The following is a 13081-nucleotide window of genomic DNA, read 5'->3' on the forward strand; positions in this document are numbered from 1 at the left end:
ATGGACCGCCAGTTCCGGAACGCACTGGGCGTCTTCGCCCTCTCCCTCGTCGCGGCAGGTGTGGCCTGGGCCGCCACGGCCCGCGAGCGCAGCCTCGCCATCTACCCCGCGCAGAACATCCCGCTCCGCTTCGATCACGCGCAGCACCTGGAGGCCGGCGCGGACTGCGCCACCTGTCACGACTCCGTGAGCAAGAGCGAGGTGGCCCGCGATCGCAACCTCCCGGCCCACCCCGAGTGCGAGACGTGCCACGACATCGAGGCCGCCCAGAAGGGGCAGAAGACGGATCCGCCGGCCAGCTGCGGCACGTGCCACCCGGGCTTCGATCCCACGGTGCGCAAGGAGCCGGCGAAGCTCGATCTGCCGCCCGCCAACCTGCGCTTCACCCACAAGGTGCACCTGGACAAGAAGGTGGAGTGCGTCACCTGCCACGGGGACATGACGAAGGTGACCCTGGCCACCCGGCAGCAGCTGCCGAAGATGGCCACCTGCTTCGAGTGCCATGACGGCCGGGCCGCCTCCAACGCCTGCACGACGTGCCACCTGAAGGAGGCCTCGGGGCGGCTCCAGCTCAACTTCTCCTCCGGCATCCTCCGGCCGATGCAGGGCGACCCGCTGGGCCTGGACCACGGCCCGCGCTACGAGTTCAACCACGGCAGCCGCGCCGCCGTGTCCCGGCAGCTGTGCAGCCAGTGCCACTCGGACTCGTACTGCCAGAAGTGCCACGACTCGCTGCAGAAGCCGCTGTCGGTGCACCCCAACGACTACATCACCCTGCACCCGGTGCAGGCGCGCACGGACGCGCAGCGCTGCGAGAGCTGCCACCGGCTCCAGTCCTTCTGCGCCGCCTGCCACGAGCGGGTGGGCGTGGGCATGGACGCGGACCCGTCCCTGCGCCCGCGCAACGCGAAGGTGCACCCGGACTACGCCACGTGGGTGCAGATCCCCGGGCCCCAGCACCACGGCATCGTCGCCTCGCGAGACATCCGCCAGTGCGCGGCCTGCCACCGGGAGGAGTCCTGCATGAGCTGCCACTCGGAGCTGTCCCAGCGCCAGCAGGTGAACCCGCACCCGAACGGCTTCGCCAACAACTGCAAGAAGCTCGCGGCGGCCAATGACCGCGCGTGCCTCAAGTGCCACTCGGAGACGAGCCTCGCTCAGAAGGGGTGCCGGTGATGCGCCGCCTGCTGATTGCCTGCGCCTGCCTGAGCCTCGCGGGCTGCCTGGATCCGGGAGATCCCCTCCTGGCCGTGCGTGACAGCGATCCTCCCGAGGTGGAGTCCACCGATCCGGGGGCCAACGGGGAGATCGGCTCGGACGGCTCGCTGGAGATCACCTTCTCGGAGTTCATGGACGTGCGCACGCTGCGCCCGGGGATCGCCGTGTTCTCCGGCCGCGAAGAGGTGCCCCTGCGCATCGCCGTGCCCGCCCCGACGGAGGGGGACGAGGACGTCGAGCGCGGGGACATCCCGTACACCGTCACGGTGAGCGCGGAGTCGGGCGCCTTCACCGCGAACGCCAGCCTCATCCTGGTGATGCGGACGATCCTCACCGACTACGAGGGCAATGCGCTCGTGGAGGAGGTCCGCGTCCCGTTCCGCACCGGCCCGTAGGCGGAGGCCGGCGGCTCAGGCGCGCTGCAGGTACTCGCGGATCTGATCGGCGAGCTGGTCGCGCGTCTGGGCCTCGGAGGCGGCCGGGCCCAGCTTCAGCTTCTTCTCCTCCTCGACGAGGTACTTCTGGTCGAGCAGGTACGCCACGGCGTTCTCCAGCGTCGTCTTGGCCAGGGACTCGGCGGCGCCGATGCGGCCCGCGTGGAACTCGGCGCGGCCCGTCTCCAGCGCGAACTTGATGAAGGACTTGCGGTCCGTGGCCACCCCGTCGGCCACGTCCTTCAGCGTCAGCGCGGCCAGCAGGTACGACTCGAGGTAGTCGCGCAGCAGGTCCGCGAGGAACTCCAGGTAGGGCCGGGCGTGGGGCTCGGGCGCGAACTGGAGGGTGTCGTCGGTGCGCAGCACCAGGCCCATCCGCACCAGGGCCTCCACCGTCTCCGAGAAGATGGTGTCGAAGGTGGTGCCCACCCGGTAGATGAACTCGACCTTGAAGAGGCGCGAGAGGAACAGCGCGCGGACCTTCACGCGCTCGTAGGGGGCCGGGGCGCCCACCAGCAGCGCGTTGGCCACGAGGCTGCGCGGCGCCACCAGGTTCATCAGCGTGTTCTTGTAGAAGGAGAGCTCCGCGCGGCGCTCGTCCTCGGGCTGGTAGATGACCTCGCCGCGAGCCTGCTGCGTGCGCAGCATCCCATCCGAGCGGAACGTCTGGATGGCGTCCCGGATGGCGCCCATCGTCTCGGGATCGCTCGGGGCGTTGGCCAGCGTCTTGGAGAGCGGGGTGCGCTCCTCCTCGGCGATGCGGCGCAGCAGGGTGATGCGGTCGGTCAGCTCGCGCTGGGTGACGCCGCGCCGGCGGTGGGCCAGCAGCGACGCGCTCACCAGGGCGTGCGGCGTCACGGTGGACACCTTGCTGATGCCGTACATCACCCGGTTGCCGAGCGCGCGCACCAGGCCCTTCTTCTGGTCGTCCGTGACGGGCTCGCCCGGGGTGAGCCCGCGGCTCTTCATGAGCTCCACCAGCGACAGCGGCTCGTCGAAGGTGAGGTGGATGCGGCCGTAGCGGGCCGCCAGCACCTTGGGCGTGCTCAGCAGGGCCTTGAGGTCCTCCGGCTTCTTCTCTCCGCCGGCCAGCTCCTTCGAGTAGCTGCCGGACTCCACCACCTTCTCGTAGTCGATGGAGACGGGGACGAAGATCAGATCGCTCCGGGCCCCCTCCAGCACGGCCTCCACCTGCCAGGTGAACATGCCCAGCTTGGGGGGCAGCAGCTTGCCGGTGCGGGAGCGGCCTCCCTCGGGGAAGAACTCCTGGTGCACGCCGTCGTGGACGAGCTTGCGCACGTAGGACTGGAAGGCCGCGGAGTAGATGGGGTCTCCCTTGAAGGAGCGGCGCAGGAAGAACGCGCCGCAGCGGCGCAGGAAGGGCCCCAGCGGGAAGAACGAGAGGTTGGCGCCCGCGGCCACCAGGGGCACCGCGTAGCCGCGGTTCCAGAGCACCCAGCTCATCACCAGGTAGTCCACGTGGCTCTTGTGCGAGGGGCACAGGACGATGGGCGCCATGCCGCCGGCCTTCAGGGCGCGGTGCAGCCCCGTCTCATCCACTTCGATGCCGTCGTAGATGCGCTGGAACACCCAGTCCAGCAGGGGCGAGGCGAAGGCCAGGGCGGTGGGGCTGGGGCGCGCGGCGATGGCCTGCAGGTTGCGGCGAGCCTCGCGGTAGACGCTCTCCTGGCGCCGGCTCACCGAGGCGGCGTGGGCATCCAGCGCCTTGCGCAGGTGCCGGTCGCGCATCGTCTCGTCGATGAGGCGCTCGGTGGGCTTGAGGGGCGGGCCGAAGACGGCGCGCGTCTCCCGGGTGAGGTGGTGGTGCAGGGCGCTGCGCACCTTGCGGGCGATCACCTCGTCCGAGTCCTGGGGGTTCTCCTCGATGAAGCGGCGCAGATCGATGGGCTCGCCCACGCGGAACTGGGCGCGGCGGTAGTTGCGGAAGAAGGCCACCATCGAGTGCAGGAAGCCGGGGGCCTCGGGGCTGCCGAAGATCCGGTCCATGATGCCGGGCTTGATGCGCGCGGTGCGCTTCTCCCAGACGAACAGCTCGGGCACCAGGTAGACGGTGCGGTCGCCCTTGCGGGCCATGGCGACCAGGGCGGGGAAGGGGTTCTCCTCGATGTCCTTGCCCGAGGCGCTCATCAGCGCCGTCTTCTTCAGGAAGATGAGGCCGCTGCCGCCGTGGCGCCGGGCGTAGGTGAAGCGCACGTCGAAGTCGCCGCGCTGGGCGGTGTTGCGGAAGGGGCGGGTGAACCAGGGCCGCAGGTTCACCACGGCGCGGATGGGGGGCAGGGCGCGGCGCACCATGGCCCAGGCCAGGTAGAGGAAGTTGATCCACGCGGTGGAGCGCATGACGTGGACCACGAACCCCTTGGCATGGAGCTCGCGCAGCTCGGCCTCGGACTCCGGAGGGAAGAGCACGCCGTCGAAGTAGCGCGCCCCCAGCCAGCGCGAGATCGGTCCAAACTCTTCCTTCAGCACGGCCGCTCCCTGATTCGCAGTCCCGGCCACCGCAGTCTCCACGTGGCTTCCTCCGGCGGAAAGGCTTCCGAGCCGGAGCGGATACTAGCGAAGGAAAGCGGCTTTCCAGCCTCTTTCCTCACTCTGGCGCGGCCGGGCTCAGGGCACGGCTGGACTGCGGCGGCTGGGGCGGACCACCGACGCCACGGTGTCCAGCAGGCGAGGCAGCTGGAGCGGCTTCTCGAAGAAGCCGTCGATGCGATCCAGGCCCTGGCCGGAGCTGAGCGAGGCCACCTCGCTGGCGCCGGAGATGATGTAGACGACGACGTCCGAGAGCGACTCGGTGGCGCGGATGAAGTGCAGCACGGAGCGCCCGTCCTCCTGGCTCAGGCGCAGGTCCAGCAGCACCATGGCTGGGCGGATGTGCGAGAGCACGGAGCGGGCCTCGGCCGCTCCCGAGGTGGACATCACCCGGTAGCCCTCCTGCTCGAGCACCTGCTGGAGCACCTCGCGGCAGTCCAGATCGTCCTCCACCAGGAGGATGCCACCGGCGCGGGGCGCGGCCTGGGTGGGATCCGGCAGGCTCACCGCCCCGGCGAACATGGGGAGCACCATCTGGAAGGTGGAGCCCTCACCCAGCGTGCTGGTGCCATCCACCCGGCCGCCGTGGAGCGAGAGGATCTTCGCCACCAGCGGCAGGCCCAGCCGGCCGCCCAGGGGGCGCGGCGTGCCGGAGCGCGCGCGGTAGAACGGATCGAAGACGTTCTCCAGCTCCTCCTGCGAGAGCCCCGGGCCGCTGTCCTTCACGGACAGGGCGGCGAGCCCCTCCTCGGCGGAGACGCGCACCTCCACGGTGCCGCCCTCCTCGCTCTGGTGGATGCCGTTCTCCACGAGGTTGTGGATGGCCTCGGCGAGGCGCTCGCGGTCGCCGCGGACGAACACCTCTGAGCACGGAGGGATGTGGAGGCGCACCTTGCTGTGCTCGGACAGGGCGGCCAGCCCGCGCAGCACCTCCTCGGCCACGGCCTTGAGGCCGAAGGGGCGCTGGTTGAGCTGCATCTTCCCGGACTGGAGCCGGGACATGAGCAGCAGATCATTCACCATGCGCAGCATGCGGTCCGAGTTCCGGTCGCACGTCTGCAGGGCGCGGCGCTGCTGCTCGGTGAGGGGGCCCAGCTTCTCGCGGCCCACCATGGCCAGGTAGGCCTTGATGGTGGTGAGCGGGTTCTTCAAGTCGTGGGACACGTTGCCGAGCAGCTCCTCGCGGTGCTGCTCCAGGCTCTTGAGGCCGGCGATGGCCGTCTGGAGATCCTTGTTGCGCCGCGCCGAGTCATCCCTCAGGCGGGCCACCTCGTAGGCGGCGGACAGCTGCCCCGCCAGGGCCCGCAGCAGCGTCTCCGAGGCATCCTTCCGTGGCCCGAGGATGGCCAGGCAGCCGGTGACGCCCTGGGGGCTCTCGAGCGGGACGACGACGGTGTCCTCCTCGCGCAGCACGGCGTTCTGGGAGAAGGCCCGCCCGACGATGCCCTCGTCCGGGATGGCGGCGGTGACGCGGTCGTCATAGCGGCCGCGGACGTGCTCGACGTGGAGCTGCTTGCGCTCGGCGAAGAAGCGGGCGACGTAGCAGACCTTGGGCTTGAGCAGGTTGAAGATGACCTGCAGGTAGACGCGGAGCACCTCGGTGGTGCCGGCGCTGGTGGTGAGGTGGCGCGCCATCTCGAGCAGCGCGGCCTCGGCGGCCTCGGGCTCGACGGGGGGCACGGGCTTCACCGCCCGCTTGGGCTGCTTCTTCAGGTGGGGCCGGAGCGCGACGACTTCGGCCAGCCGGGGGCCTTTCTTCTTGGAGGAGGGCACGGGAGTCTCGGTACCTGGCGGAAGGATGCCTGGCGTCCCTGGGGGAACGCGTGAGCAGGGTCATCCTCCTCCAACGCCTCAAGGGGGGGAACGACCCGTCTGGGCAGATGCGTCCGGCAGGACAGGGGCCGTGTCGGCTGCTCGACATCAGCCCCTGGCGCTTCGTCTCACGCTTGACGCTTGACGACGGCGCCTGCCTTGTCGAGCGTGTAGGGCTCCACCAGGAGTCCCTCCACCTTCTCCCGGAAGCCCTGGACGCCGAAGCCGCTCTCGTGGAGCGCGGTGAGGGTGGCGGTCTGCACGCGGCGCGCGGTCTCATCCGCGGTGAGCAGCTTGAGCATGGGCTCGCGGGCCGGCTCGTACTTGAGGGGGCCCAGCGCCTTGAGCGCGGCGATCTTCACGTCGTCCGCCATGTCCTCGAGGAAGGGCAGGACGGCGGGAGCGATGCGGGCATCCTCCTTGCCGGTGACGTGGTGGAGCAGGACGACCTTCTTCTCCGGGTCGCGCGTGTAGTGGTTGCTCAAGTGGGTGAGCACGTCCACGCAGATGGCAATCACCTCGGGCTCCGGCAGCAGCTCGCCGAGCAGCCGCAGCGCCCAGGAGGCGGCCTGATCACTCTTGCGGAGGAAGTCCTGGATGGGGGCCACCGCGTCCTTGCCGAAGCCCTTGATGAGCTCGAAGACGTGCTCCTTCTCGTCGGCGTCCGTGGTGAGCGGCTCCACGGTGATGGTGAAGCGCATCAGGAGCACGCCGACGGCCTCGGGGAACTTCATCTCCCCGAGCTGCTGGATGGCCTTTTGACGCGTGGTGGGATCCCCATACTTCTGGGTGACCTTGGGTTTGAGCTTGAGGGCTTTCTCGGGGCCGGAGCCGCCGAAGAAGTCGAAGAGGCCCATGTGTACGCTCCGAGGAAGGGCAGGATGTGGAGGCGCCGTGTAGGACGAGGCGCCCGGCAGTGCAATAGGCAAGAAGCCGGGGCCATTCCCATCGTCGGGTGGGAGCCTAGAGCTTCAGCTCCCGCCGAACGTCTCCAGGGTAGGCGCGCGCCAGCGCCTCGGCCGCGGCTTTCGCCTCGGGGCCGGCCCCCTCGGGCACCCGGATCTGGATGACGAGGTACATGTCGCCGGCAGAGCCCCCCTTGAGAGAGGGGGCGCCACGGCCCTTCAGGCGCATCTTCCGGCCCGACTGGGAGCCGGCGGGCACCTTGACGGTCACCTCGCCCTGGAAGGTGGGCACCTTCACCTCGGCTCCGAGCAGGGCCTCGGGGATGGTGACGGGCAGATCCATGTAGAGATCATCCCCCTCGCGGCGCACCAGCGGGTGATCGGCCACCTCGGTCTCGATGTAGAGATCTCCCGGCGGCCCGCCGTGAGTCCCCGCGGCGCCCTGGCCGGCGAGCCGGACCTTGGAGCCCGTCTGGACGCCGGGCGGAATCTTCACCGTGAGGCGCGTGGCCTCCTCCACGACGCCGGTGCCCTCGCACTGGGGGCAGTCCTCGGCGGCGCGGCCCGTGCCATTGCAGGTGGGGCAGGCGCCCGCGAAGGACGCCCCCGCGCTGCGGCGCGTGCGGCCGGTCCCCTTGCAGGTGGGGCAGGGGCCAGAAGCACCCGACTCACCTCGACCGCTGCAGCGCTGGCAGCGCCCCGGGCGCCGGACGGACAGGGCCCGCTCGGTGCCCGTGATGGCCTCGCCCAGCGAGAGCGTCACCTGGGCCGTGAGGTCCTCGCCGCGCCCGGGCCCGCGAGAGGCCCCGCGCTGGCGTCCGAGGATCTCGTTGATGTCGAAGCCGGGGCCACCGCCCGGGCCCGCCCGGCCGAAGATGTCTCCGAAGATGTCGCCCAGGTCGAAGTCCGCGCCGCTGCCGGAGAAGGGGATACCTCCTCCCACGCCGCCGCCGCTGGCTCTGGCCGAGCGATAGGCCCGGAACGCCTCGGCCTTCTTCTCGTCGTAGCCCATCTTCGCGGCGTCCTCTCCGAACTCGTCGTAGAGCTTGCGCTTGGTGGGATCCGACAGCACCTCGAAGGCCGTGTTGACCTGCTTGAACTTCTCCTCGGCAGCCTTGTTGCCCGGGTTCACGTCGGGGTGGTGCTTGCGCGCCAGCTTCCGGAAGGCTTTCTTGATGTCCTCCGCGGACGCTGTCCGAGGGACCTCGAGAATCTGGTAGTAGTCGTCCGCCATTGCCGATCTGTCCTGAAAAATTCCTTCTGCAAGAAAGTAACCAGCCTGACGGACTGCGCCAGCGCGATGCGTGCTTTGTCGCGGGATGTATAGAGTGGCCGGTGATGAAGGTGGCCCTGGCGATGCTGCGTCCTGGCCGAGCAATGGGCCTCTGCTGGGCAGGCTGGCTGATGGTGGCCCCTGCGGTGGCGGCGGCTCAGGCTCCGGGGACGGGTCTGCCCACGGCCGTCGCGCAGGCGCCCGAGGGCCGCGTCATCGACCAGGTGGTGGCCGTCATCGAGGGCCAGGTGCTGACCCGGAGCGAGCTGGAGTTCGAGACGCGGGTGGCGCTCGTCCAGCAGGGGGCCTTGCAGGCGGCCATCGAGCCGCTCGACGAGGAGGCGCTGAAGGGAGGGCTCGAGCTGGCGATCAACCTGCGACTGCAGGTGCTGAGCGCGGATCGGCTGGAGGCCTTCGCGACGGAGCAGGCGGAGGTGGAGGCGAGGGTGGCGAAGTTCCGCCAGCTCTTCGAGCGCGAGGAGGCGTTCCAGGGCTTCCTCACTCGCTCGGGGGCGGACCTGGGCCTGCTGACGGAGGTGCTGGGGCGGCGGGTGAGGGCCGAGCGCATCCTGGACAGCCGCATCCGCCCTCGCGCCCAGGTGAGCGAGGCCGAGGTGCTGCGCTACTACCAGCAGCACTCCAGCGAGTACCCGGAGGGATACGCGGCGGTGAAGGCCCAGCTCCAGAACAAGCTGAAGAGGGAGCGCTACGACGCGCTGACGGCGGAGGATCTGGCGGAGCTCCGCGCCTCTGCGCAGGTTCGGCGGGTAGCTCCCTTCGCGAGAGAGGCACGGCGATGAGGCAGATGCGCGAGGAGCCCTTACGAGAGGGCATGCACCCGTTCCTCATCCGGCAGATGACCCACGAGGACATGCCGGCGGTGATCGCGCTGGAGCAGGCGGCCTTCCGCAACCCCTGGTCGCCGGAGCTGCTCCGGCGTGAGCTCGACCACGACTGGTCCACCATCTTCCTGGTGGAGGAGCCGCAGCCTGGGGGCAGCCGCAAGCTGCTGGGCCTGGCCATCTTCTGGATCGTCCAGGACGAGGTGCACGTGCTCAACGTGGCGGTGGCGCCCGAGCACCGCCGGCGTGGGGTAGGGCGGGCGGTGATGGACGAGGTGCTCGCCCGGGGCCGGCACCGCCGCTGCACCCTGGCGACGCTGGAAGTACGCCGCAGCAACGAGGCGGCGATCGGGCTCTACAAGTCCCTGGGCTTCCGCACGGTGGGCGTCCGGCCGAACTACTACGTCGACGAGAAGGAGGACGCCCTCGTCATGGTGCTCGACTTCTAGCCGCACGAGGGGTAGAGGAGCGCCGCAACCGCGTGTTTCTGGAATGGATTCCCTCCCTTCGGATGGTTCTCACCTTCCGAGGGTCAGGTGGAGCTTGACACGGAGAGGTCCGTCCCTATACTCGCGGCCCTTTTTCTAGCGTAGTTGTAGGTCTATATGCGCCGCCCCGTGTCCAGCGTCGGTGGCCATGAGAGAAGGAAGCGTCAGTGCCGACGATCAGCCAGCTGGTCCGCAAGGGCCGCGAGAAGTTGAACATCAAGGGAAAGAGCCCCGCCCTGAAGGAGTGCCCTCAGAAGCGTGGCGTCTGCACCCGCGTCTACACCACCACGCCGAAGAAGCCGAACTCGGCCCTTCGCAAGGTGGCGCGTGTGCGTCTCACCAACGGGATTGAAGTGACGTCCTATATCCCCGGCGTGGGTCACAACCTCCAGGAGCACTCGGTGGTGATGATCCGCGGTGGCCGCGTGAAGGACCTCCCGGGCGTCCGCTACCACATCATCCGTGGCACGCTGGACTCCGTGGGCGTGGCGGGCCGCAAGCAGGGCCGCTCCAAGTACGGCGCCAAGCGTCCGAGCTGAAGCAGTTCGATCACCTCCAGAAGTTGAGTTGGGACGCTCGCCCCACACCCTGGGGAGCGCGCCTGGTTTCGTAGTTCCTTTCAGTTCATGAAGCCCCGAAGGGCTCCGCATGGCGGGGCTGGGGCGTAAGGGAAGAAGAGATGCCTCGTCGTCGCGTAGTAGCGAAGCGCAAGATTCTGCCGGATCCGAAGTTCCAGGATCGGCTCGTCACCAAGTTCGTCAACGACCTGATGCGCAAGGGGAAGAAGTCCATCGCCGAGGGCGTGTGCTACGGCGCCTTCGCCCTCATCGAGGAGCGTGCGAAGGAGGACCCCCTCAAGACGTTCAAGAAGGCCCTGGACAACGTCAAGCCGGTCCTCGAGGTGAAGAGCCGCCGCGTCGGTGGCGCCACCTACCAGGTTCCCGTCGAGGTCCGTCAGGACCGCCGCGTGGCGCTCGGCATGCGCTGGATCATCTCCTACGCCAAGGCGCGTGGTGAGAAGACCATGCAGGAGAAGCTCGCCGGCGAGATCATGGATGCCGCCAACAACCGCGGCAACGCCGTGAAGAAGCGCGAGGACACGCACAAGATGGCGGAGGCGAACAAGGCCTTCGCGCACTACCGCTGGTAGGCCTCACGGGCCTCGCGGTCTGACACCCGGATGCGCGACGCGTGTCCGGGTGTTGCAGTTCTCTGACAATCCGTCCCCCCGATTCGAAGAGGGAATGAGGCCATGCCTCGCGAGTATCCGCTCGAGCGCTATCGCAACATCGGCATCATGGCGCACATCGATGCCGGCAAGACTACGACCACCGAACGGATCCTGTTCTACACAGGCGCCATCCACAAGATGGGTGACGTGGACGACGGCAACACCACCACGGACTGGATGGTGCAGGAGAAGGAACGCGGCATCACCATCACCTCCGCGGCCATCACCGCCTTCTGGACGCGCCGGGATCAGAAGTACCGCGTCAACATCATCGACACGCCGGGCCACGTGGACTTCACCATCGAGGTGGAGCGCAGCTTGCGCGTGCTGGACGGCGCCATCGCCGTCTTCGACGCGGTGAACGGCGTGGAGCCCCAGTCCGAGACGGTCTGGCGCCAGGCGGACCGCTACAAGGTTCCGCGCATCTGCTTCATCAACAAGATGGACCGGGTGGGCGCGGACTTCGAGATGTCCGTGGGCACCATCCGCGAGAAGCTGGGCGCCCGGCCGGTGCGCATGCAGCTGCCGCTGGGCGCCGAGGATGCCCACCGGGGCGTGATCGATCTGGTGCGGATGAAGGCGCTGGTGTTCCACGACTCGGAGATGGGCAGCAAGTTCGACGTGGTGGACGTCCCCGAGGAGTTCCGCGCCAAGGCCGAGGAGGCGCGCGCGCAGCTCATCGAGGCCGCCGCCGAGCAGGACGACGCGCTCACCGAGAAGTTCCTCGAGGGCACCGAGCTCACCGAGGAGGAGATCCGGGGCGCCATCCGCAAGGGCTGCGTTGGGCTGAAGCTGTTCCCGGTGTTCTGTGGCTCGGCCTTCAAGCACAAGGGCGTGCAGCCGCTGCTGGACGCGGTGGTGGACTACCTGCCCAGCCCGATGGACATCCCCCCGGTGCACGGGAAGACGCCCAAGGGCGAGGACGAGACGCGCCCCACGGACGACAAGGCGCCCTTCAGCGCCCTGGCGTTCAAGATCATGAATGATCCGACGTTCAGCGCCCAGACGCTCACGTTCCTGCGCGTCTACTCGGGGCGGCTGGAGGCGGGCACGGCGGTGTGGAACTCGGTGAAGGGCAAGCGCGAGCGCGTCAGCCGCCTGGTGCAGATGCGCGCGGACAAGAAGGACGAGATCACCGAGTGCTTCGCCGGCGACATCTGCGCCGTGGTGGGCCTGAAGCTGGCCACCACTGGTGACACGCTGTGCGACGACAAGCAGCCGATCATCCTCGAGCGGATGGAGTTCCCCGAGCCGGTGATCGACATCGCCATCGAGCCGAAGTCCACGGCGGACCAGGACAAGATCATCCAGGCGCTGCAGAAGCTGGCGATGGAGGATCCCTCGTTCCGGGTGAGGACGAACGAGGAGACGGGGCAGACGCTCATCGCGGGCATGGGCGAGCTGCACCTGGAGATCATCGTCGACCGGCTCCTGCGCGAGTTCAAGGTCGACGCCAACGTGGGCAAGCCGCAGGTGGCCTACCGCGAGACGATCACCATCCCCGCGGAGGCCGAGGGCAAGTACATCCGGCAGTCGGGCGGCAAGGGCCAGTACGGCCACATCTGGCTGCGGGTGATGCCCAACGAGCAGGGCAAGGGCTTCGCCTTCGAGAGCAAGATCACCGGCGGCGTGGTGCCCAAGGAGTTCGTCGAGGCGGTGAAGGAGGGCGTCTCCGAGTCCATGCAGAACGGCCCGGTGGCGGGCTACCCCATGGTGGACGTGAAGGTGGAGGCCTTCGACGGCTCCACGCACGAGGTGGACTCGAGCGAGATCGCCTTCAAGATCGCCGGCTCCATGGCCTTCCGCGAGGCGGTGAACAAGGCCCAGGCGGTGCTGCTGGAGCCCATCATGAACTGCGAGATCGTCACCCCCGAGGAATTCATGGGGGACGTCATCGGAGACCTGAACGGCCGCAAGGGGAAGATCCAGGGGATGACGCCCCGGCCTGGCGGAGTACAGGCCATCCAGGCGCAGGTACCGCTCGCCGCGATGTTCGGCTATTCGACGGACCTGCGCAGCAAGAGCCAGGGAAGAGCCACCTACACCATGCAGTTCAGCCACTATGCGCCTGCGCAGAAGAGGGCCCAGAACACATAACGGCTGCCCGCAGGGTCTCCACCCTGCCGATTTCTGTTGATCTTTCAGTCACATTGGAGCAGGACGCAGCACCTCCGTTTTTCCCAGAGAAATGCCGGCCAGCGGGCCGGCCCCACCAGGAGAAGTCATGGCCAAGGAGAAGTTCGATAGATCCAAACCCCACGTGAACATCGGGACCATCGGTCACGTGGACCACGGGAAGACGTCGCTGACCGCCGCCATCACCAAGGTGCT

The 13081-nt window shown here is 68.6% G+C and carries 12 protein-coding genes; 8 read left to right on the forward strand and 4 right to left on the reverse strand.

From position 1 onward, the window contains the following. Together KY572_RS40975 and KY572_RS40980 are read left to right on the forward strand one after the other, a co-directional pair. Positions 1 to 1176: a cytochrome c3 family protein gene (locus tag KY572_RS40975; RefSeq protein ID WP_224249187.1), complete on the forward strand. Its 1176-nt coding sequence runs from the start codon at positions 1 to 3 to the stop codon at positions 1174 to 1176. Beyond that, positions 1176 to 1613 (forward strand): Ig-like domain-containing protein, encoded by a 438-nt coding sequence (locus KY572_RS40980; RefSeq protein WP_224249188.1) that lies wholly within the window; start codon positions 1176 to 1178, stop codon positions 1611 to 1613. The genes KY572_RS40975 and KY572_RS40980 overlap by 1 nt, the downstream gene beginning before the upstream one ends. Positions 1614 to 1628: 15 nt before the next feature. Here KY572_RS40980 and KY572_RS40985 read toward each other — a convergent pair whose 3' ends face one another. The 4 genes from KY572_RS40985 to dnaJ all read right to left on the reverse strand — a co-directional run bounded on the left by KY572_RS40985 (position 1629) and on the right by dnaJ (position 8150). Continuing rightward, positions 1629 to 4181 (reverse strand): 1-acyl-sn-glycerol-3-phosphate acyltransferase, encoded by a 2553-nt coding sequence (locus KY572_RS40985; RefSeq protein WP_224249189.1) that lies wholly within the window; start codon positions 4179 to 4181, stop codon positions 1629 to 1631. 96 nt (positions 4182 to 4277) lie between these two features. Next, complete coding sequence (locus KY572_RS40990; RefSeq protein ID WP_224249201.1) at positions 4278 to 5834, reverse strand: ATP-binding protein; 1557 nt, start codon at positions 5832 to 5834, stop codon at positions 4278 to 4280. A 305-nt stretch (positions 5835 to 6139) separates the two neighbouring features. After that, positions 6140 to 6868, reverse strand: a complete 729-nt coding sequence (locus tag KY572_RS40995; protein WP_224249190.1) for a HEAT repeat domain-containing protein — start codon at positions 6866 to 6868, stop codon at positions 6140 to 6142. Positions 6869 to 6974: 106 nt separating this feature from the next. Beyond that, on the reverse strand, positions 6975 to 8150 hold the full coding sequence (gene dnaJ / locus KY572_RS41000) for a molecular chaperone DnaJ (RefSeq protein WP_224249191.1): 1176 nt from the start codon (positions 8148 to 8150) through the stop codon (positions 6975 to 6977). A 104-nt stretch (positions 8151 to 8254) separates the two neighbouring features. On the opposite strand from dnaJ, the gene KY572_RS41005 reads away from it, so the two are divergent. The 6 genes from KY572_RS41005 to KY572_RS41030 form a co-directional block, all read left to right on the forward strand. Beyond that, positions 8255 to 8989, forward strand: coding sequence for a hypothetical protein (locus tag KY572_RS41005; protein ID WP_224249192.1), 735 nt, complete (start codon positions 8255 to 8257; stop codon positions 8987 to 8989). Then, entirely contained in the window at positions 8986 to 9480 is a 495-nt protein-coding gene (gene rimI, locus KY572_RS41010; protein ID WP_224249193.1) for a ribosomal protein S18-alanine N-acetyltransferase, read from the forward strand. Before KY572_RS41005 ends, rimI begins: the two co-directional genes overlap by 4 nt. 206 nt (positions 9481 to 9686) lie before the next feature. Next, positions 9687 to 10058, forward strand: a complete 372-nt coding sequence (gene rpsL, locus KY572_RS41015; protein ID WP_108075645.1) for a 30S ribosomal protein S12 — start codon at positions 9687 to 9689, stop codon at positions 10056 to 10058. 140 nt (positions 10059 to 10198) lie between these two features. Next, positions 10199 to 10669, forward strand: a complete 471-nt coding sequence (rpsG, locus tag KY572_RS41020; RefSeq protein ID WP_044191600.1) for a 30S ribosomal protein S7 — start codon at positions 10199 to 10201, stop codon at positions 10667 to 10669. Between the two features lie 102 nt (positions 10670 to 10771). Further along, positions 10772 to 12847 (forward strand): elongation factor G, encoded by a 2076-nt coding sequence (gene fusA / locus KY572_RS41025; protein ID WP_224249194.1) that lies wholly within the window; start codon positions 10772 to 10774, stop codon positions 12845 to 12847. Between the two features lie 127 nt (positions 12848 to 12974). Further along, positions 12975 to 13081, forward strand: a 107-nt coding sequence (locus tag KY572_RS41030) for a GTP-binding protein (RefSeq protein WP_224245305.1), incomplete at its 3' end; no start/stop codon positions are given.

The organism is Hyalangium gracile (assembly GCF_020103725.1).
Classification (GTDB): Bacteria; Myxococcota; Myxococcia; order Myxococcales; family Myxococcaceae; genus Hyalangium; species Hyalangium gracile.